Origin of the sequence: Leclercia sp. S52, from assembly GCF_039727615.1 — a bacterium.
GTDB classification, from domain to species: Bacteria; Pseudomonadota; Gammaproteobacteria; order Enterobacterales; family Enterobacteriaceae; genus Enterobacter; species Enterobacter adecarboxylatus_B.
Genome location: NZ_CP152474.1, coordinates 2,327,455 through 2,347,446, shown reverse-complemented (window position 1 = coordinate 2,347,446; position 19,992 = coordinate 2,327,455). Strand labels below are relative to the sequence as shown.

The following is a 19,992-nucleotide window of genomic DNA, read 5'->3' as shown; positions in this document are numbered from 1 at the left end:
CAGCCTTATCATTTTGGCCTGTTTATGCCTCGCTATACAATAATTATAGTGTTCCGGTGATTTAATTTATCAGGAACCCTAATGAAGACATTATGCCTTTTTAACCCTGGCCGTATCGGTCAGGTCGAATTAAATAACCGCCTTGTGGTCGCGCCAATGACCCGGGTTACCGCGTCCGAAGACGGGGTAGCCAGCGAGCGCATGAAGACATACTACGAGGATTTTGCCCGCGGTGGATTTGGGCTGGTTATATCGGAAGGCATTTATATTGATAAAGCCTGGTCGCAGACGTATGTCTTCCAGGCTGGATTAACCAGCCCGGAACAGATAGCGGGATGGCGTAACGTTACTGACGCAGTGCACCAGAATAACGGCCGAATTTTTGCTCAAATCCAGCACTCTGGCGCGCTGTCACAGGGCAATTATTTTCGCAGTGGGACAGTGGCCCCCAGCGCCGTGCGTCCGGTGGGTAAACAGATGACGTTTTATCGTGGTGAAGGCGAATACCCTGTACCACGCGAATTAAGCGAAGGTGAAATTCAGGACATTATAGGCAGTTTTGCCGATGCCGCGTCCTGCGCTGTTTTTGAAGCGGGTTTTGATGGCATAGAAATTCATGGCGCAAATGGCTATCTGCTCGATCAGTTCTTAACGGATTACACTAATCTGCGAACGGACTACTGGGGAGGAGACATCGCCGATCGGCTTAAACTTAGTCTTGCGGTGATTCAGTCTGTCAGACGGCGTGTCGGTGATGAAATCCCGGTGGGTATCAGGATCTCACAGGGGAAAGTAAATGACTTTTTCCATAAGTGGGCGAAGGGGGAAGAGGATGCCCGCGTGGTATTTACCTTACTCGCTGCATCCGGTATCGATTACCTGCATCTGACGGAGTTTGAAGCCTGGCAGCCCGCTTTCGCTGATAACTCACACTCCCTGGTTGAACTTGGCCGTAAATATGCACCACAGCTGACCATTATGGCGAATGGGAGTTTGCATGATGAAGCCCGGGCGCAACAGGTCAGGGGAATGGGTGCCGATTTCATTGCTCTGGGACGAGGCGCGCTGGCCAATCATGACTGGCCCGTTCGCGTCGCTGCTGGTGGAGCTCTGCGCGAATTTGACAGCGCTATTCTTGGACCTGTTGCCAATATTAAAGATAGTGAACTCCCGGCATCCGGGGAATAGCTATCGCAGCACGCGGGCCGGGCAAGCGAAGCGCCCCCGGATTACCGCACTCAACGCGGCTGAAGAAAGGGGGCGGGCGAGCCCCTTCATCATCTCCGCAAAGGGCCGTCCAGTTATCAATCTGACAGCATGGTGACGGTGACTGATTCCCCGAACTTCACGATTCTGGGATATGATTACGGCCCCGTCACGGAGTGCACTATTTTGCCTGCAAAGGTAAAGGGGTAGCCCAGACCAAAGATTTCGCTATGAGCGTGAAGCGGACATTTGCACGGTGCGATCTGGTTTGATAAAACGAAGAAATGAGCCATTCGATGATAAATACGCAGATGATTTCCAGTCACGCTTTCAAGGTGCCGTTTCAGGGCAAATTCATCTATGCCGAAAGCACATTCGGGCGCAATGGCCATGTGCTGATGCTTCATGGCGGCGGTAAGGATCGCACGGTGTTCTATAAATACCGTGCGCTTCTGGATAGGTTAAACATTGGCACGACGCTATTTGACTTTGTAGGTCATGGTGAGACGGGGGGAGATATGCACGAGTCCTCTCTTTTCAGCCGGACGGCACAGGCAGAGGCGGTGATTGCTTTTCAGGGGCTGCCTCTCACGGGTTGTATGGGCGTGAGTATGGGTGCCTATAACGCACTGCAACTGAGTAAAACGATTCGGTTTGCCTCCCTCATCCTGATGGTTCCTGGCGTCTATTCCCCACCAGCCTACAGGGTGAAGTTTGGTCCTGAATTTTCTGCCATCATTCGCCAGGACAGAAGCTGGGCGCAAACCGATGCCTGGGATATCGCAGCTGAATTTACCGGCAATATGTTGATTATCGCCGCCGAAAATGACGCAATCATTCCCGCAGAAATACCGGAAAGACTGTTGTCCTCAGCGGCTGGCTGCCGTCAGAAGCAGCTGCTCACCATTCCTGGCGCCGGGCATAATACTATCTGGCAAAATTTGATGCTGTCAGACAGGCTCTACGAAGAGGTGCGTTCAGCTTTTGAGCGGTGTTTATTCCATTGAAAATACGGATTCGCCCGGTCACAAATGACCCTCTTAATGGTTTTCAGCAGGGGGGCACGCCAAAATCGGGCATTCCCTCCTCATCCCAGCAAAAATATTTCAGCCGGGTATGCCGGACGTGAGCCGGGCCTTCAGATATACCGGTGTGGTTACGCGAATGATACACCAGCACATCTCGTCCGTTTTCGTCTGTAGTAAAGCAGCTGTGACCGGGACCATATTGTTCGTTTTTCTCGTCGGTACTGAGAACGGCGTGGTCCAGTTTTATCCAGTTACTGAGCTGCAACGGGTCGGCATCCTTATTAATCCATAGCAGGCCCATACCGTAATTCTCATCGGTCGCCGCCGCAGAGTAGGCGACAAACAGCCGATCTCCATGCGCCAGGGTAGTCGGCGCTTCATTCACGCCATTGACGCCGTCGCCGCCTTTTTTCTCCCAGCGAAACTCCGGGTGGCTGAGCATCAGCGGCTCGCCTTTCAGCGTCCAGAGATTACTCAGCTCTGCCAGGTAGATAAAGGTATTGCCGGCCACGTTTGGGTTTTGTTGTGCCCAGAGATACCAGTGTCTGCCCTGATGAAAACAGTAGGTACCGTCAAGGGAGAACGTGTCCAGCGGCGTCGCGATCTGGTGGGATTCCTGCCAGCTGCCTGTCATGGGATCGTTGCCATCGCAGACCAGGGTAAACATCCGGTGCTGGCACAGGCCATCAATCTGTTCGCGGGAGGGGGCGGCGCAGAAGTAAATGACCCAAACGCCATCAATCTGGTGCAGTTCCGGTGCCCAGATAAGTTCACGACAGGGGCCAGTGTCGGGTTTCCGCCAGACAGTGACGGGCTCAGCATCACGCAGACCCATCAGCGTGTCTGCACAGCGTAGTTCCAGGCTGTCATAATCCGGAACGGAGCCCGTAAAATACCACCGCTGCCCATGCCGCAGGATATGCGGATCGGCACGGTCTTCAATGAAAGGGTTTGGCCACACTTTCATGAATACTCCTCTCAACGTGCAGCGTTCTTTGCGTGCTACTGAAAGTATGAAAGAGGGCCTGTGTTACCGCAAACGACCATTACCGCTGCGCAGGCCTGGCAAAGGCTACGACCCCCAGCGGGTTCTCAGATACCGCACCGCCTCCTGCGCCTGCGGCTGATTGAGGTTGTTCTCCCGGAACAGGATCGTGCCGTCGATCTGCGGCTCGGATTCGTTCAGATCCAGCTGCTTTTTCAGCTCCGGCACGCCGCCTTGCACCGTCCAGTCCGGCTCTTTGCTCGAGGGTTCGCCCACCTTATACAGCGCGACGCCAATATAGAGCCGGGTATGGGTAGGTTTCACCACACCAGCCCACCATTTCGCCAGCACGTCATAGCGTGCCGCATCGCGGGAAAACGGCCAGTAGATCTGCGGGGCGATGTAGTCCAGCAAGCCCTGCTGCACCCAGCGACGGGTATCGGCAAAGGATTCGTCGTAGGCCGCAGCGCCCCGGGTGTCGGACCCGGCCGGATCGTGGGAGCGGTTACGCCAGACGCCTGCCGGGCTGACGCCAAACTCGACGTTGGGGTTAATCTGCTTGATGGTGCGAGACACCTGGGCAATCAGCTGCTGGGTATTATCGCGCCGCCAGTCGGCTTTCGAGTCAAAGCCCTGACCATACTGGCGGTACGTCTGGCTGTCATTCAGCATCGAGCCGGCGGTTTCGGTATAGAAATAGTCGTCGAACTGCACGCCGTCCACCGGATAGCGTGAGACCACTTCAGCCACGATGCTGGTGATCCAGTCCCGGGCTTCCGGAATACCAGGGTCGAGGACATAGCGATCGCCCGCGGTGCGGATCCACTCCCGATGCAGAACAAACACGCTCGGCGGATTGAGCGACAAGGTGCGGTTTAGCTCTGCCACCGTGCCGGGCTTGGTGTTGGTGGATACACGATAAGGGTTAAACCAGGCGTGGACCTGCATGCCGCGCTTGTGTGCTTCATCGAGCATAAACTGCAGCGGGTCGTAGCCGGGATCTTCCCCGATTTTGCCGGTCAGCATATCGGACCAGGGCAGTATTTTAGATGGCCACAGGGCGGTGCCGTCCGGTTTGACCTGGAAAAACACGGTATTGATCCCGAGGCTCTTCAGGTTATCCAGCTTATCGGTCAGGGCCTTTTGCTGCATAGCGATGCGCGATGCAGCAGGGCGACCGTTCACCGACTCCAGCGGCGGCCAGTCGAGACGAGAGACGGTCGTCAGCCAGACGCCGCGCACCGGTTCATGGCGCGTACTTTTATCCGGCAGGGGGGTGTTTAGCCACCGGCGGTAGCGGGGTAACCAGCGATTTCGGCGGTGTTGAGCTGCAACTGACCAGCAATAACGCCCAGGCGATCAGGGCACCGGAGCGTTTAAGGTGAGTGGCAAGCTGAGAATGACGTGAGCAGGCGATGATAGACTCCATTTCCATAGTGTGTCGCCGGGAACATTTATTCTCGTTCTATTCGGAGGTAAGTCAATTCTTAACGATCATGGCGATTTATGACCTCACCCGATAATGCGACTGCACCAGACCCGAAGGGAAGCTGCGGCTTGATAACAGTGTCAAATCGATATCCTGAGGCAGGGATCCGAACAGCGGTTTTCCCGAACCGAGCAGGACCGGAACGGTAGTGATAACGATATCGGCGACCAGCCCTTCGCGCAGGAAAGACTGTATCACCTGCCCGCCATCGATATAGACGCGCTGTACGCTCTGCGCCGCCAGGTCGTTAAGCACGTCTTTTGGCGACAGGCGCGAGAACTGCACTTTGCCCTTCAGCGCCTCGGGCACCGGGGTATCGGCCAGCTGTCGGGAGAGCACCAGCACGGGCCGGTCATAAGGCCATTCGTCAAAGGTCAGCACCTTCTCATAGCTCCCTCGTCCCATAACTATCCACTCTTTGTCCGCGATGAACGCCGCATAGCCATGATCTTCTGTCGGATCGTCGCGCTGCAACAGCCAGCCGATATCGCCATCCTGTCGGGCGATGTAACCATCAAGACTGACCGCGATAAAAACGTGTGTGGTGACCATCAGGTGCTCCGTATTCAGATTGCAGCCGGTAAGTTGAGTGTAGAGATGTTAGCAGCAGCGTCATTAAATCGCGTCATCCCCACTTTCTTAGTACGCCTTGCCATCGATTGCTTACACTTTATTGACGTGAGTTTACAAAAGAGGTGGGCAATGCCACAGACAACATCTCGTCTCTGGGCCGTATTGACCGGCTCACTGGTCGCCCTGGTGGGGCTGGCATACAGTGTTCTCGGCGGCTGGCTGGCCTATGTCGGCGGTCCCGCGGTCTTTATCCTGTTCGGGGTCGGCTTTTTGCTCAGCGGCGTGCTGCTGTTGCGCCGTCGGTTGAGCGGGGTTTGGCTCTACCTGCTGGTGTTTCTCGGGTGCGTCGGCTGGTCGATATGGGAAGTGGGGCTGGACGGCTGGCAGCTGATGCCGCGCCTGCTGGTGGTGGCGGTGCTGGGCGTGTGGATCAGTATGCCGTGGGTGATCCGTCAGCTCACGCTCACCCCAACAGCCCGACGTAGCGGTATGGCTCCGGGACTCCTCTATGTGTTGACGATCGCCGGGATATTTGTGACCGGGTGGCATATCTCCGATACGCGCTTTATCCAGCATCAACAATTCCCGGCGAACGCGGCGGCACAAATGCCTCAACGCGATCCTGACTGGAAATACTATGGCCGTACCGCCGACGGGCAGCGTTTCTCCCCGCTGATGCAGATCACCCCGCAGAACGTCAGCCAGCTGAAGCAGGCGTGGCGTTTTGACTCCGGGGATGTGAAGCGCGAGGGAGAGGATAAGGCCGGACGGGAGTTTAATCTTGAGGTCACGCCGGTGAAGGTGGGGAATGTGCTCTATATCTGCACTCCGCATCGCCAGGTAATCGCCCTCAATGCTACCTCCGGCAAACCGCTGTGGAAATTCGATCCGCAAAGCGATACCTCTGCCAATGAGTATCTGGCCTGCCGGGGCGTGGCCTGGAGTGAGGATGCTACCGACAGCGTCTGTCCGCAGAAAATCATCACCACCACCGCCGATGCCCGGCTGGTGGCGCTGAATGCGGAGACCGGCAAACCCTGTAACAGCTTCGGCCAGCAGGGGTTTGTCAGCCTGACGGACCATCTGGGCGAGGTTCCGCCTGGTTTTCATTTCATCACCTCCCAGCCACTGGTGATGGACGGGCGCATTGTCCTCGGAGGCTGGATCTACGATAACCAGTCCACCGGTGAACCCTCTGGCGTGGTGCGGGCCTATGACACGCAAAGCGGCAAGCTGGTCTGGGCCTGGGATATGGGGCGTAATCCCGCCAATGCACCGCTGAAGCCGGGCGAGGAGTATACCCGGGGAACGCCTAACGGCTGGGGCACCTATACCGCGGATCCCCAGCTGGGGCTGGTGTATATCCCCATCGGCAACGCCACGCCGGATTATTACGGCGCGCAACGGCGTCCCTTTGATGAGACCTACTCCAGTGCGCTGGTGGCGCTGGATATCCGTACGGGGGAGGAGCGCTGGCATTATCAGACCGTCCATCATGACGTCTGGGACTATGATGTCCCCATCGGACCCACGCTTTTCGATCTGCCCGACGGTAACGGAGGCATGACTCCGGCGCTGGTGCAGACCACCAAAATGGGGCAGCTGTTTGTGCTGGACCGACGGACAGGAAAACCTCTTACCAACGTCAACGAGAAGCCGGTTCCCGTGACGCCGTCACTCCCGGGATAGCGGCTTTCGCCGGTACAGCCCGATTCCGTCGGTATGCCGAATCTTTCGCCGGCCGATCTGCGTGATACGGACATGTGGGGCGCGACGCCGTTTGACCAGCTGCTGTGTCGCATCCAGTTCCACCAGTATCGCTATCAGGGACAATTTACCCCGCCTGCCGAAGGCACCTCCATTGCCTATCCGGCCTTTGATGGAGTGATTGACTGGTACGGCGCCTCTGTCGATCCGCTGCATCATGTGCTGATCGCCAATACCAGCTATATCCCATTCACCATGCAGATCATGAAAAGCGAAGAGGCGATTCAGAAGGGGTTAATGAAAAAATGGGCGGGATGGGGAAGCGGGCAAGCCTATCCGAAACCGAAGGAGTTTGCCGTTGGACCGCAATACGGTACGCCCTGGGCGGCGATCGTCAAACCCTGGCTCGGCGTGCTGGATGCCCCCTGTAACGCGCCGCCGTGGGGGAAACTCTATGCCATCGATCTGGTGAGTAAAAAAATCATCTGGGAACGGCCGGCAGGGACCACCCGGGATATGAACATTTTCGGCACCCATACCAACGTGCCGCTGCCGACAGGCATCTTTATGATGGGCGGGAACGTCATCACTCAGAGCGGGCTGATCTTTACCGGCGCGACGGCGGATGATTATCTGCGCGCCTTCGATGAAGCCAGCGGTAAAGAGCTGTGGCGCGCCAGGCTGCCTGCGGGCGGACAGGCTACCCCAATGACCTATGAGGGGGGAGGACGGGAAGCAATACGTGGTGATTGCCGCGGGCGGTCATGGCGGTCTTGGCACCCGGTCGGGGGGATTCCTTGATGGCCTATGCGCTGCCATGAGTCCGGAGACCGCACTCCTGCTGGCGCGCAGTCAGTTCGCCTTTACCATCAGCTTTCATATTGTGCTGGCGGCGTTCACCCTCGGGCTGGCGCAGTTTCTGATGGTGCTGGAGGGGCTCTGGCTTTGGCGCAGGCAGCCCGTCTGGCTCAGCCTCTGGCGCTACTGGAGTAAAGTGTTCGCCCTGAACGTGGCGGTGGGGATCGTGACCGGCGTGGTGATGGAGTTCTCATTCGGTACGAACTGGAGCGGGCTGGCGAGCCGCACCGGGGCAGTGCTGGGGCCAATGCTCTATATGGAGGTGCTGGTGGCCTTCTTTCTGGAAGCGGGCTTTATGGGGGTAATGCTGTTCGGCATGAACAAGGTGCGGCCGTGGGTCCACTTTATGGCCACCTGCATTGTGGCCCTGGGCTCGGTGTTTAGCGCCTTCTGGATCCTCGCCGCTAACTCCTGGATGCAAACTCCGGACGGGTATCTGATTGACGCCGATGGACGCTTTCGGCCCGTTGACTGGTGGGCGGTGATTATCAATCCCTCTTTCCCGTGGCGGATGGCGCATATGGTGGTGGCCGCTCTTCTGGGTACCGCCTGTCTGGTAGGGGCCTGTGGCGCATGGCATCTTTTGCGCGATCCCCGTCAACCGGCGGCCCGGCATATGTTTTCTATCGCAATGTGGGCCCTGCTGCTCATGGCTCCGCTGCAGGTGGTGCTGGGGGATCTGCATGGGGAGAATACCCGGGATTATCAGCCGGTGAAGCTGGCCGCTATGGAGGGAAGCTGGGATCCTCCTCCGCCAGGTCACGGGGAGCCGATGCGGCTCTTTGCGCTACCGGATATGGCAGAACACCGCAATCATTTTGAGCTGGCCATTCCCGATATCGGTTCTCTTTATCTGCGGCATAACCTGCACGGGACGATCCACAGTCTTAATCAATATCCGCCTGATGAACTGCCCTGGGTGCCGCTGGTGTTCTGGGCCTTTCGCTTTATGGTGGGGCTGGGTCTGCTGATGGTGGTAACCGGTATTGCCGGACTGGTGGCGCGTTTGCGTGGACGGTTATGGCAGGCGCGCGGGCTCCAGCGTTTGATGGTGGTGATGGCTCCCGCCGGCTTTTTTGCCATGCTGGCGGGGTGGATGGTGACTGAAGCCGGGCGGCAACCCTGGACGGTCTACGGTCTGGTGCGCACGGCAGAGAGTATTTCGCCCCTGGGGCCGCAGTTCGTTCTCGGCTCGTTCATTCTGATCGTCACGCTTTATCTGGCGCTGTTTGGGCTGGGGCTGTGGTTTATGCTGCGTCTGCTCGCCAGGCTGCCCGCGCCGGAGGAAGAGGGGGCCGAGCCCGATGTCGCCCGCCGGACAGGGAAAGGAGAAACCGATGCATGAGTTGATGGGATTGCCGCTTCTTCAGGCCCTGTCGGCGGCGTCGCTGGTGGTGAGCCTGTGGATCTACGTTCTGCTGGACGGAACGGATCTCGGCGCCGGCATGCTGTGCGCCTTTCAACGCGACGAGGACTCCCGGCATAAGATCAACCTCTCGTTACTGCCCATCTGGGACGGGAACGAAACCTGGCTGGTGCTGGCGGCAGGGAGTCTCTTCGGGCTGTTTCCTCTCGCATACGCCATCATTCTGAGCGCGCTCTACGTGCCGGTCTTTACCCTGGTGCTGGCGCTGGTGGTGCGCGGGATGGCCATTGAGTATCGCCATTATGCTCCGCGTCTGTTTGATACGCTGCTGGTGACGGGCTCGCTGCTGGCGACGCTGGCGCAGGGAGTCATTGCCGGAAGTCTGATCCAGACGATCCCCACTGACGGTCAGCAGTTTACCGGCACCGGCTGGGAGTGGCTTAGCCCGTTTCCGCTCTTTTGCGCGCTATCGCTGGTGGCCGTGTATTGCCTGATGGGTGAGGGCTGGCTGATCTGGCGCGGCACCGGGGTGCTGGCGCATCGGGCGAGGCGGGCGGTTCCCTGGTTGGCGACGCTCGCGCTGTTGCTGATGGCCGGGGTGCTGTTCTGGTCCGGGCAATTACAGGAGACATGGCGTCTGCATCTGCAAAATCCCCAAATCTGGCTACCCTTCGGCGGGGCGGTGCTGTCAGGTGGAATGTTGGTCTGGTTCAGCCTGACGCGCGGGTATCACTTTCTGCCGTTGGCCGGGATCCTGATGCTGGTGAGTAGCGGCTTTGGCGCGCTGGTGTTTACGCTGTATCCGTGGATAGTTCCGGCCTCGATAAGTATTCAACAGGCGGCAGCGCCCCCCGGAGACACAACGCTTTCTGCTGATCAGCTTTGTGCTGCTGGCTCCGGTGACGCTGCTGTACAACACCTGGGGATTCAGGCTGTTTAGCGGGAAAATTCGTTAACCGCTACGGCGCCAGGATCTGCTCCAGCGTGGCAGCTATCGCCAGAATCTGCGCATCGCTGCCCGGCAAACCGTCTATCTCTATTCCCACCGGCAGCCCGCTGGTGGTACCCAACCCGACCGGCAGGGTCAGCCCCGGCAGCCGTGCGTTGCTGCCGGGATCCACATTGCGGATCAACCGGGCAAAGTTATCCCCTGAACTCACTTCATCATTGGCCAGCGGAGCGACCACCGGGGAGGTGGGGAAGATCAGCCCGTCGAGCTGATGGTCGCGGAAGGTCTGTTCATAAATGGCGAGTAGCCGGCCAATTCCCTGCGAAACCGCCCGTTGATAAAGCGGCGGCAGCGGGACGGGGTTTCCGTTACCGTCCGGGAGCAGCTCCGGCACAATCCCATGCTCAAAGATGGCCCGCACATCCGGGCTGGCGATGTGCTGCACGATATCCTCCAGAGTCAGCCCGGTTTCGTGCGCCTGCAGATAGTCGATCAAATCGTGCTTGCCTTCGTACATCACCACCGGGAAGGAGACGGCAGCGTTGGCCTCTTCAAGCCCGGGCATATCGACGCTGACCAGCGTCACTCCCGCATCGCGAAGCCTGGCGAGCGCGGCGTGGGCCTGCTGGCTGACCTCTTCATCCAGCTCTTGCCAGAAATAGTGTGCAATTCCGAGGCGAAGGGTCCCGGCGGGTTTAGGGGCTAACACTTCGCCACCGGCCATCAGGCTGTCGAGCAGGGCGATATCGGCGACGCTACGGGCCATCGGGCCCGCGGTATCCCGGGTGTGGGAAATAGGGGTGATCCCCGCCTGCGAATAGCGCCCGGTGGTGGGACGAAAACCGACGCAGCCATTCAGGGCGCAGGGCTGGCGCACTGACGCCCCGGTATCGGTACCCATCGCCACCGGGGCCATTCCGGCGGCAACCGCCACCGCGCTGCCCGACGAGGATCCGCCCGCAATGCGGCTGACATCGTGGGCATTGCGTACCCCCCTTAATCGCAGGCGTGTGATACGCCGCGTTATAACCGGTCACGCCGAAGGCCAGCTCATGCATGTTGCATTTGCCAATAATAATGGCCCCCGCGTCGATAAGGCGTTGGATAACCGGGGCGGTGGTTTTGGGCACGAAATTTTTCAGGGCAGGCGTACCGGCCGTATTGGGCAAACCGGCAACGTGAATATTGTCTTTTACCGCGACGGGCACACCGCCCAGCGGCAAGGGGGGCGCCGCCCGTCGCGAGGTGTTGATCCCAGGCTTTTGCCTGCGCCAGCGCCTGTTCGGCATTGACCGTAATAAAGGCGTTAAGGTGATCCTGAGCATCGATGCGGGCTAAGCAGGCGCGAACCAGCGCTTCGCTCGACACCTTTCTTTCATTGATGAGCTGTGCCGCGTCGGCGGCGGTGAGGGCATCCAGTTGTGCAGGCGTTGCGGGTGTTATTATTTTCATGGGCTGTTTCCGGACAGTAGGTATCCGCAACATTTAGGCAAAACAGTAATCCGCGCGCCATCCTCAGGATTGAGGAGGCGTTAATGTCTGAGCCGCGACGCTAGCTCCGTACGGTTGGCGCAGTCCAGCTTTTTCAGGGCGTGATTCAGATGGGTGCGGACGGTGGTGAAGCTGATGTTCAGCAGTCGGGCGACCTCTTTATCGCCCAGGCCTTTACAGACCAGGCTGACCACCTCCTGCTCGCGGGCGGTTAACGGCGGGGACTCCTCATCTTTGGGTAAGGCTCTGGCGAACCAGGGCTCCAGCAACTGCAGCAGGGCGATCTCGCGTGGCCCGAACGGTGGGGCGCCTTTAGCCCGCCAGATACGCAGATCGCCCACGTCTTCACCATCACGTAAAAAATAGACATTCACCCCGTGGTGCATGCCGCAGGGTTTCAGGAACTCATGGTAAAAGGGCGTTTTGTATAGCTCGCGGGCGGGCATAACCTCCTCAACCAGCGTCGGACGCTGTTTTGCGCGCAGAAGTGGGGTGATGGGATCGATGTATTGCCATGTACTGGCATGCTCACGCATCGCTTTTTCGTCAATGTTCCAGCTAACGCCATGGCGTGAGGTGTTAGAGGCAGAAGACCAGATGCAGGATGCCGCAAAATCGGCCTGCAACAGGGCGCAGACGTTTTCCAGCGTCTCCTGACGCAGGGCGCGGCTGCCCTGGCCCGAGCCGAGTTGCCACAGGATGTGCGAGAAGAGATGAATCTCGTGGGGGCTTAACGGGATCTCCATATCTGATGTTCTCCCTGTGGTTTTGTGTCAGTGAGTGTAGAACAGGCCGGACGCAGCGTCAGAATTATTAATAGTTACAACATACAATAAACTTATAACACGACGGGAACTCAACATCGTGCCCGTTTGCTTCGCTTTACAGAGTGCGGAGGCCGGCTCATCGCCGTTTGCGAACAATACGTTAACGCAAACGGCGACGGCTGAACAGGTTAAAGCGTTAACCTTCAGGATACAGAATGCCGGTAAGCCGATCCCCGAACCTTCTCAACGGCCACTTTCCCGGCGATAAACGCATGGTCCGAATTGTAATATTCCCATTCGCTGTAACGCCCGGCCAGGGTGATGCCGTGCAGCAGCAGCCATTTGCGGATCGTCTCCACGTTCTCCTTCCGGCTCTGATCGTAGATGACGTAGGCATAGGGGATATCGATCTGGTTGGCGGTGATAATCTCATCCTCTGCCGTAATAATCCCGGTTTCGATGCACTCCTTAATGCAGCGGTCGATCAGCGCCTGACCATCTACCGGCAGCGGTTTGTCCGGTGAGTAACTGATTTCGCAGGTCAGGCCGCAGCTGCCCGCCGGGCTGCAGTAGGGGCTGGCGTTGCCCTGAACGAAAATGCGGTGGAATACCGTCTTACCGGCGTAGTAGATCCAGTGTTTGTCGGTCAGATTGTCACGGCCAATCCCCAGATTGACGCAGCGAACCGAGACGTGGCGCAGCCCTTTTGCTGCCCTGCGAACCTCTGGCGGCACTTCGTCACCCATCAGGCGAATCAGCTCCGGTAGCACCAGGGTGCTGATCATATGCTCATAGCGATACTGACGCCCGTCGGCGAGGGCAACGATACGCTGATTGGCATAGATTTTACTGACCTCAGCCCCGGTCTCGATCCGTCCTTTGATATGCGGCAGGAATCCGTTCATCAGCGCCTGAAAGCCGCCCTGCAGCGGATAGCCGAAGCGTGCGTTAGGGCCCATCGGCTTCGCGGTCTCATTCAGGGCGCCGTCAATAATTTGCTCCAGGTCGGGCAGGGGGACACGGCCACCCAGCCAGGATGTCTCCATTTCCGACAGCGGCACCGTCCATAGCTTTTTATTGTAAGGAATGGCGAAATGCCGGGCGATCCCCTTGCCCCATGTCTCATAGATGAAGGCTTCAAAGCTGCCTTTCTTCGGCGTTTTTTCTGCCGGATCAGCACTGATATAGTCCGGCACTGCGCCATCGGCACAACAGTCGTGGTGCTGTTTACCCTGAGCGGTTTTTTCGCTGCAGGTTGTCATGCTCTGCACGCCCGAGCCTGTGCCGTAGCGCGCCTCGATGGCACCCAGGATGCACTCTTTGACCACCGTGGCGGGCAGGCCATAAAGCGATCCCTGGAAGGGGTAGCGGGTATAGACGCCGTCGGTATAGACCCAGGCCTCACGGATCTGCCAGTGGATATTGTCGCCTAACAACGTTTTGTACAGAGCCAGCACCTCTTCGTCAGCGGAAAACATAATGTGACCCGCATAATCGAAGGTAAACCCTTTGTCCTGAATGGAGCGACACAGCCCCCCGACGGTGGCATTGCGCTCAAGTAAGATTGCCCCTTCACCATAGTGGTAGGCTGCGCTCAGCCCGGTGGGTCCGGCCCCGAGGATCAAACATTTCTGTGCTTCTGTGCGGGCCGCTTTCGGTGGGATCAGATGCAAAACTGTTTCGGCAGAGGATTCGTCAGCGCTGACATCCGCTGCGTTGACCGACGCAGCTGAGGCATCCAGATAGCGTGAAAATGCGTTCTCAATCAGCTCGTGCATGTTCTGCACGGTTTTATCCCAGGAGGTGCTGGCAATAATACGCTGCATCAACTGCTGCTGCGCTTTTCGACTCTCTTCCGGCAGCGCCAGCGCCTGTTCGCAGGCAGCGATAAATGCGGCCTGGTCGTGAGCGACGGCCACAACGTGGCTATAGGGTTTCTCAACATCGGCAATGGCGGTGCTGACCACCGGTAGCTGCGCGGCCATGTACTCGAGCACTTTGGTCGGGCTAATGAAACGCGTCGATTCATTCAGCGCGAACGGCATCAGGCAGACATCCCACCCGGCAAGAAACTGTGGCAGGGCCTGATAAGGCTGCATGCCGGGATAATGAATGTTGCTGCGTCTGGGCAGGGTGGCGGGATCGATCTTTACCACCGGGCCGACCACCACGATTTGCCACTCCGGATGTGAATCTGCCAGGGCGGCAATCAGGGATAAATCCATTCGTTCGTCAATGACGCCGTAATACCCGAGCCGTGGATGGGGGATCTCATCCTGCAGCGGGTGATGGTTCGCCCGATCCAGCGCCTGTTCAAAATGCACCGCATCGACGCTGCTGGCAAAACAGTGAATATTCGGGTGGCGACCTTTTCTTGCCTCATACAGGCTCGGGCCGCCGGTAAAGACAATATCCGCCCGGGTTAGCAGGGCTGACTCACGTTGCAAAAGCTGGCGGGGGGCTTTCTCAAAGGCGGCAAGTTCATCCATGCAGTCGTAAATCACGATCGCCGGGGTAAAGACCTTCAGCAGCGGAAGCGCCATCGGCGTGTAGAACCAGACCACCGGGGTTTCGTCCGGTTCCCGTAGCTCCGTCAGGAGCGTTTCCAGAAAGGCAATTTGCTCGTCGTGGAATCCGGCAGCCTTTGACGGGGTATGTGGCTGAACCACGGTAACGTTCGGAGCGGGCTGAGAGAGCTTCAGCTCAGGTTTGTCCGCTGAATACAGCGGCTCCTCGATAAAGACAATGTGATAGTGCTGGGCAAGACGTGTCATCAGATGCTGTGGACGCTGAAAGACAAAGTCCCAGCGCAGGTGACTAAAAACATATATTTTTTTCATATCTGATACCTCTGTGCCGGTGCAGGTAAAGGCGCCTGATGGCTGTTGGAAACGTTCCAGTCGGGACTGGGTTTGCTCAAGCGCGCGTGCGTAAAAGGTATTAAGATGTCGCTCTTTATCGGGCGTGATGTCCCATAAACCGCAGTGATGCCAGACAGCACAGTTTTCCCAGTCGGGGCGGTCAATAATGGGGTAAAGGCAAATCCCGGAGAGCTCAACGCCAGCCAGTTGCGCCTGAGCAACCTCAGAGGCGACATCGTTAATCCAGGCTCCACGTCCACTGCCGACATGGCTTGTTTCGGCAAGCAGAATGGGGCGGTGATAGCGTTCATAAAGTTCCTGCAACATCTCGTGTAATCGTCGTCGTCGACGATCGCCAAGATGCCAGGCGAGGCGCTGGTTATTTCCCGTTATCCACTGGTTGTCGTGGTAATAATTGGCTCCGATCAGATCCAGATAGCGCGGGTGACCACCCAGCTCCGGCTCATGCCGTCCCGCTAACATATCCCACGCCTGGAACTGCGCCGTGCGTAACGCCTCGGTTTCTTGTTGGGTTGTGGGGTCGTCGTCGGGGGAAATCAGATGAACAAGGGGGGTCGCAATGCAAAATCCTGGCCCGGGGATCGGCGGCCCAGATGGCGTCGCAGGCGGCAAGCGTGGCGCGAACCAGCTGCCGTTTGCTCTGCATGCTGTCCACCTCTTCCGTAAGGGCAGTGGGAAACAGGCCGACGGCAATTCCCCAGGCGGTGAAAGAGATCTCGTTGACCGGGGAGTAGACCGGTGGCTGCTGATACAATGGACGCAAAAAGGCCGCCAGCGCGCCGCACATCCGGGCGAAACGCGTGACAAATTCCTCTGAGAAAAAATCCACATCGTCCGGCCAGCCGTAATGACAAATTGTCCAGCAGATCTGGATGCCGTTCTCCTTAGCCGATGCCATTTTTGCGGCGATGGCGCTAAAGTCGTAACCTCCTGATTTATCAACAAGACGCCAGCCGACGCTCTCCCTCACCGTGGCGATGTTAAAAGGGCTGAGCGCCCTGTAATCATCATGATGTCTGCTGTCGTGACCCGTTTCGTGATCCATTGAAAGGGCATGCCCTTGCCGCGTAACAAAATCTGCACCTTCAAACCCCGCCTGCCAGAAAGAGCTAAAAATAGGCATCTCACCGCTCCCGTATGGATAGTGTTTATCAATAAAAAAACAAACCGGCATGGTATTAAAATGGGGAAATAAATAATCCCTTTTAAGGGTCAAAACACGGCGAAATAACCAGGTCCTCACTCATATTTACGTCACAATCATGCATGCTTATCCCCTCCACGTATTTTATTAAAGGCGGAACAGAGTCAAAAAAAACCACCCGGAAGTACCAGGTTTGTTTTAACATCCCTTGCAGAAATAAGCGCGAACCAGATTTACCGCTCTCTTATCCTTAAATGATAGACGGGAACGCTGATGGACAGCGGAGTCTTTTCAGAGGCCTGCTGCTTCGTTCTTTAAAAAAATGATTAAAATCATTGTGGGATAGCGATGCTTTTTTTACGGGTAACGCTTCGTTGAAGCGGAATTATTTCTTATTTGCCACATAAATTACCCAGGGCCGCTACGTTTGTTTCCTTCACCCGTGGGACGACTATGTCGTAATTAGCGAGGCGGGAGTGTATCTTTTGGTTAATACAAATTCTATTTAATGGATTCATGACGCGGGAATATAAATACGGGCTCCCTAAATATGGAATAAATAAGATCAGGGAATAGAGAACACCTGTAGTTACAACATACAAGATACTCCTTTTAATCACATGATTCAGCACCGTGCCACATAACAAAGTCTGGCAGAACGAGAGGGCAACACCAGGAGCGTTTATCCCCTTCAGCGGTTAATTTGTATTTATCCTCTTGAGGGGTTATTCTCATTTTATCCCCTCCAGGGGATTTTATAGGACTATCCGCTATGGGGGATAATGATGAAAGTGACATCAGCAGACACGCTGGCGCAGGCCGTCCGGGATCAGCGTAAGGTCAATAAGTTAACCCAAACGGCGACGGCTGAACAGGTTGGCATTAAACAAACCACGGTATCGGATTTCGAGAACAAACCGGGATCCACCAAGCTGGAAACCTTGTTCAAAATCCTCGCGGCGCTGGATCTGGAGCTGCACGTGGTGAAACGCGGCGCTTCGCTGCCGGAAAACAATTCCTGGACGAAGGAGTGGTAAGCCATGCGCGCACAACGACTCACTGTCGCGATGAATGGCGACGTGGTAGGTACGCTGCATCGTGATGGCAGCGGGGCGATGTCCTTTCAGTATGCCCCGGAGTGGCTGGCAGAGCCGGGTTCGCGAGCGATTTCGCTCTCTCTGCCGCTGCAGCACGGCAGGATCAGAGGCGCCCAGGTCTTCAACTTCTTCAGCAATCTGCTGCCAGATTCCGAGGCGATCATTGCCCGTATGCAGGCCCGTTTCCAGGTTGAAACCGCGCATCCCTTTGATCTGCTTGCCAGCGTCGGGCGTGACTGCGTCGGAGCCATTCAACTCTATCCGCCAGGGCAGGAGATCCCCCCGGTGACGGAGATGGTGGCCGAACCGCTGGATGACGCTCAGATTGCGGCGCTGCTCGACGGGTATCAGATGGCACCGCTGGGAATGACCGAGGAGGGAGCTGATTTTCGTATTTCGCTGGCCGGGGCGCAGGAGAAAACGGCGCTGCTGTGGTATCAGAATCGCTGGCAACGCCCTCAGGGCAGTACCCCAACCAGCCATATCTTCAAGCTGCCGATCGGCAGAATCGAGCAGAACAACATCGACCTGAGCGAAAGCTGCGAAAACGAGTGGCTCTGTTTGCGCATCGCCAACGCCTTTGGTTTCCCGGTAGCGCAGGCCGAAATGGCGCGCTTTGGCCGGAAAAAGGTGCTGATTATCGAGCGTTTCGATCGCCGCTGGGCCCGCAGCGGCTGGCTGATGCGTCTGCCGCAGGAGGACTTTTGTCAGGCGTTGGGCGTCTCTCCGGCGTTGAAATATGAATCTCACGGTGGCCCCGGGATCGCCGACGCCATGAAGCTGCTGCTCGGCTCCCGTCTGGCGGGGCAGGATCGCGAAATGTTCTTTAAGACGCAGATCCTGTTCTGGATGCTGGCCGCCATTGATGGCCATGGTAAAAATTTCAGCCTGTTTATTGAGGCCGACTCCTCGTTTCGCATGGCCCCGCTGTACGACGTCATTTCCGCCTATCCGCTGTTCGGCGCCGGGGGTATCCCGGTCAAAAAGGCGAAGATGGCGATGGCGTTACAGGGGAAGAACCGGCAGTACCATTTTGCGATGATCCAGCCGCGCCACTTTATCAGCACCGCATCGGTTGCAGGCTTTTCTCAGGAAGCTGCCCGTCGTCTGATGACGGAGATGGCCGAGCGCACCGACGAGGTTATCGCCTCCGTCAGGGCAGAATTGCCAACGGATTTCCCGCGACAGGTGAGTGAGGCTATTTTTAACGGTTTAGCCAGCCAGGCGGCGCGGATAGGGCGATTCAATGCGTTAGCCACGTAATATCCCGGGGCTCAGTACAAAAAATGGTAGGGTAGTGAGATATATTTGCAATTGTAAATGATATTTATTTTCATTATCATTTTTCTTTACGTAAGCAACTGTAAAGAAAAATGACATGAATAATGCCTCTGCCGTGAAGAACACAACCCTGTGCGCCCTCGCCATTTCGCTGGCGGTATACTCTGGCTCGCTATTCGCTAAGGACTTTACCGAGAAGGATTTCCTCGTTCAGCCGCTGGGACATGGCGTATACGAGCTGGCCTACGATAAAGACCAGAACGCGCTCTATGCCGCGTCCGCCCCCCTCGTTTGATAAAGACAAAACGGCCGGGCTGGTCTTCCAGCTGGCGGCATCTAGCCTGAAAATTGAGCATCAGATCCCGACCGAGCGTCGCACCTTTGCCGTCGCGCTGGACCAGGCGCAGCACATTCTTTATCTGGGCAATGCGCTGGAAGGATCGGTCACGCTGCTCAATACCCGCAACAATCAGATCATCAAAACGATCCAGCTGAGCGACGATGCCGATCCGAATAAAAAAGCCCACGTCCGTGAAGTGGTGCTGGATAAGAAGCATCAGCGCCTGTATGTCTCCGGAATTGGCCGTAAGGATAAAGGTCTGCTGTGGGTGGTAGACACCCAGAAGCAGGAACTTGCTCAGACCCTCGAAAAACTGGAGCCCGTCGGTTTTGCCGTGGATGAGGCGGGCGACAAAGTTTATGTCGTCTCCGGCACCGGAGAGCTGATCACCCTTGATGGCAAAACCTCGCAGCCGCTGTCCCGCGTGAAGGTCGATCCGGCCGACCCGGAACACTACTTCCTTAACATCGCGATCAACACCGCGAAAGGGGTGGGTTATATCGCTGACACCAACACCAAAGATGTGCTGGTTGTAGAGCTCGATTCCGGCAAACTGCTGCACCGCGTCCCGACGCCCAACTCCGTCGGCGTGCTCTACAATGCCGCCCGGGAAGAGGTCTACGTCACCCATCGTAACGATCGCCTGATTAGCGTGATCGACGCGACTACCAATCGCCTGAAACACACCATTAAAACCGTGGCGATGCCAAACAGCCTGGCGCTCTCTGCCGATGCCCGCACGCTCTACGCCAGCGTCAAGCAGGATGAGAAAGCCAGCGCAGCTGACTACGTGCTCAAGATTGATTTAACCCAGTTCTAAGGATCCTGT

At 57.1% G+C, this 19,992-nt stretch carries 13 protein-coding genes and 3 pseudogenes; 9 read left to right on the top strand and 7 right to left on the bottom strand.

Features of this window, described 5'->3' with window-relative positions; genetic code table 11:
- The first annotated feature begins 81 nt into the window (after positions 1–81).
- Complete coding sequence (locus AAHB66_RS11265) at positions 82–1,188, top strand: NADH:flavin oxidoreductase (protein ID WP_347116315.1); 1,107 nt, start codon at positions 82–84, stop codon at positions 1,186–1,188.
- 302 nt (positions 1,189–1,490) lie between these two features.
- Complete coding sequence (locus AAHB66_RS11260; RefSeq protein WP_347116312.1) at positions 1,491–2,213, top strand: alpha/beta hydrolase; 723 nt, start codon at positions 1,491–1,493, stop codon at positions 2,211–2,213.
- 43 nt (positions 2,214–2,256) lie between these two features.
- Here AAHB66_RS11260 and AAHB66_RS11255 read toward each other — a convergent pair whose 3' ends face one another.
- The 3 genes and pseudogenes from AAHB66_RS11255 to AAHB66_RS11245 all read right to left on the bottom strand — a co-directional run bounded on the left by AAHB66_RS11255 (position 2,257) and on the right by AAHB66_RS11245 (position 5,260).
- On the bottom strand, positions 2,257–3,201 hold the full coding sequence (locus tag AAHB66_RS11255) for a family 43 glycosylhydrolase (RefSeq protein WP_347116311.1): 945 nt from the start codon (positions 3,199–3,201) through the stop codon (positions 2,257–2,259).
- Positions 3,202–3,306: 105 nt separating this feature from the next.
- Positions 3,307–4,648 (bottom strand): annotated as a pseudogene (locus AAHB66_RS11250) (glycoside hydrolase family 10 protein).
- Between the two features lie 75 nt (positions 4,649–4,723).
- Positions 4,724–5,260: a dihydrofolate reductase family protein gene (locus AAHB66_RS11245; RefSeq protein WP_347116309.1), complete on the bottom strand. Its 537-nt coding sequence runs from the start codon at positions 5,258–5,260 to the stop codon at positions 4,724–4,726.
- Between the two features lie 150 nt (positions 5,261–5,410).
- Here AAHB66_RS11245 and AAHB66_RS11240 point away from each other — a divergent pair, with 150 nt between their 5' ends.
- Genes AAHB66_RS11240 through AAHB66_RS11225 form a run of 4 tightly spaced genes read left to right on the top strand, consistent with a single transcriptional unit; the run spans position 5,411 to position 10,152 of the window.
- Positions 5,411–6,970 (top strand): PQQ-binding-like beta-propeller repeat protein, encoded by a 1,560-nt coding sequence (locus AAHB66_RS11240; protein ID WP_347116308.1) that lies wholly within the window; start codon positions 5,411–5,413, stop codon positions 6,968–6,970.
- Positions 6,971–7,003: 33 nt separating this feature from the next.
- A complete protein-coding gene (locus tag AAHB66_RS11235) occupies positions 7,004–7,789 on the top strand; it encodes a hypothetical protein (protein ID WP_347116306.1) in 786 nt (261 codons plus the stop codon).
- 16 nt (positions 7,790–7,805) lie between these two features.
- Positions 7,806–9,191 (top strand): cytochrome ubiquinol oxidase subunit I, encoded by a 1,386-nt coding sequence (locus AAHB66_RS11230; protein ID WP_347116459.1) that lies wholly within the window; start codon positions 7,806–7,808, stop codon positions 9,189–9,191.
- Entirely contained in the window at positions 9,184–10,152 is a 969-nt protein-coding gene (locus tag AAHB66_RS11225) for a cytochrome d ubiquinol oxidase subunit II (protein ID WP_347116303.1), read from the top strand. The genes AAHB66_RS11230 and AAHB66_RS11225 overlap by 8 nt, the downstream gene beginning before the upstream one ends.
- A gap of 19 nt (positions 10,153–10,171) precedes the next feature.
- Here AAHB66_RS11225 and iaaH read toward each other — a convergent pair.
- The 4 genes and pseudogenes from iaaH to AAHB66_RS11205 all read right to left on the bottom strand — a co-directional run bounded on the left by iaaH (position 10,172) and on the right by AAHB66_RS11205 (position 16,544).
- A pseudogene (gene iaaH / locus AAHB66_RS11220) lies at positions 10,172–11,450 on the bottom strand (indoleacetamide hydrolase).
- Positions 11,451–11,693: 243 nt separating this feature from the next.
- Complete coding sequence (locus AAHB66_RS11215; protein WP_347116302.1) at positions 11,694–12,398, bottom strand: LuxR C-terminal-related transcriptional regulator; 705 nt, start codon at positions 12,396–12,398, stop codon at positions 11,694–11,696.
- A 224-nt stretch (positions 12,399–12,622) separates the two neighbouring features.
- Entirely contained in the window at positions 12,623–15,763 is a 3,141-nt protein-coding gene (locus tag AAHB66_RS11210) for a glycosyltransferase (protein WP_347116301.1), read from the bottom strand.
- A complete protein-coding gene (locus AAHB66_RS11205) occupies positions 15,744–16,544 on the bottom strand; it encodes a hypothetical protein (RefSeq protein ID WP_347116300.1) in 801 nt (266 codons plus the stop codon). The genes AAHB66_RS11210 and AAHB66_RS11205 overlap by 20 nt, the downstream gene beginning before the upstream one ends.
- Before the next feature lie 686 nt (positions 16,545–17,230).
- Between AAHB66_RS11205 and AAHB66_RS11200 the strand changes: the two genes are divergently transcribed.
- From AAHB66_RS11200 to AAHB66_RS11190, 3 genes and pseudogenes are all read left to right on the top strand, one after another.
- The gene (locus AAHB66_RS11200; protein WP_347116299.1) at positions 17,231–17,482 is read left to right on the top strand and encodes a helix-turn-helix domain-containing protein; all 252 of its coding nucleotides are present in this window, start codon (positions 17,231–17,233) and stop codon (positions 17,480–17,482) included.
- A 3-nt stretch (positions 17,483–17,485) separates the two neighbouring features.
- A complete protein-coding gene (locus AAHB66_RS11195; protein WP_347116297.1) occupies positions 17,486–18,805 on the top strand; it encodes a type II toxin-antitoxin system HipA family toxin in 1,320 nt (439 codons plus the stop codon).
- A gap of 115 nt (positions 18,806–18,920) precedes the next feature.
- Positions 18,921–19,983, top strand: a pseudogene (locus AAHB66_RS11190) (YncE family protein).
- Positions 19,984–19,992 lie beyond the last annotated feature (9 nt).

Excerpts from the sequence above, each read along its gene's own strand:
- AAHB66_RS11265 (WP_347116315.1), top strand. The coding sequence starts at position 82 with ATGAAGACATTATGCCTTTTTAACCCTGGCCGTATCGGTCAGGTCGAA.
- AAHB66_RS11260 (WP_347116312.1), top strand. The coding sequence starts at position 1,491 with ATGAGCCATTCGATGATAAATACGCAGATGATTTCCAGTCACGCTTTC.
- AAHB66_RS11255 (WP_347116311.1), bottom strand. The coding sequence starts at position 3,201 with ATGAAAGTGTGGCCAAACCCTTTCATTGAAGACCGTGCCGATCCGCAT.
- AAHB66_RS11245 (WP_347116309.1), bottom strand. The coding sequence starts at position 5,260 with ATGGTCACCACACACGTTTTTATCGCGGTCAGTCTTGATGGTTACATC.
- AAHB66_RS11240 (WP_347116308.1), top strand. The coding sequence starts at position 5,411 with ATGCCACAGACAACATCTCGTCTCTGGGCCGTATTGACCGGCTCACTG.
- AAHB66_RS11235 (WP_347116306.1), top strand. The coding sequence starts at position 7,004 with ATGCCGAATCTTTCGCCGGCCGATCTGCGTGATACGGACATGTGGGGC.
- AAHB66_RS11230 (WP_347116459.1), top strand. The coding sequence starts at position 7,806 with ATGAGTCCGGAGACCGCACTCCTGCTGGCGCGCAGTCAGTTCGCCTTT.
- AAHB66_RS11225 (WP_347116303.1), top strand. The coding sequence starts at position 9,184 with ATGCATGAGTTGATGGGATTGCCGCTTCTTCAGGCCCTGTCGGCGGCG.
- AAHB66_RS11215 (WP_347116302.1), bottom strand. The coding sequence starts at position 12,398 with ATGGAGATCCCGTTAAGCCCCCACGAGATTCATCTCTTCTCGCACATC.
- AAHB66_RS11210 (WP_347116301.1), bottom strand. The coding sequence starts at position 15,763 with ATGTTAGCGGGACGGCATGAGCCGGAGCTGGGTGGTCACCCGCGCTAT.
- AAHB66_RS11200 (WP_347116299.1), top strand. The coding sequence starts at position 17,231 with ATGAAAGTGACATCAGCAGACACGCTGGCGCAGGCCGTCCGGGATCAG.
- AAHB66_RS11195 (WP_347116297.1), top strand. The coding sequence starts at position 17,486 with ATGCGCGCACAACGACTCACTGTCGCGATGAATGGCGACGTGGTAGGT.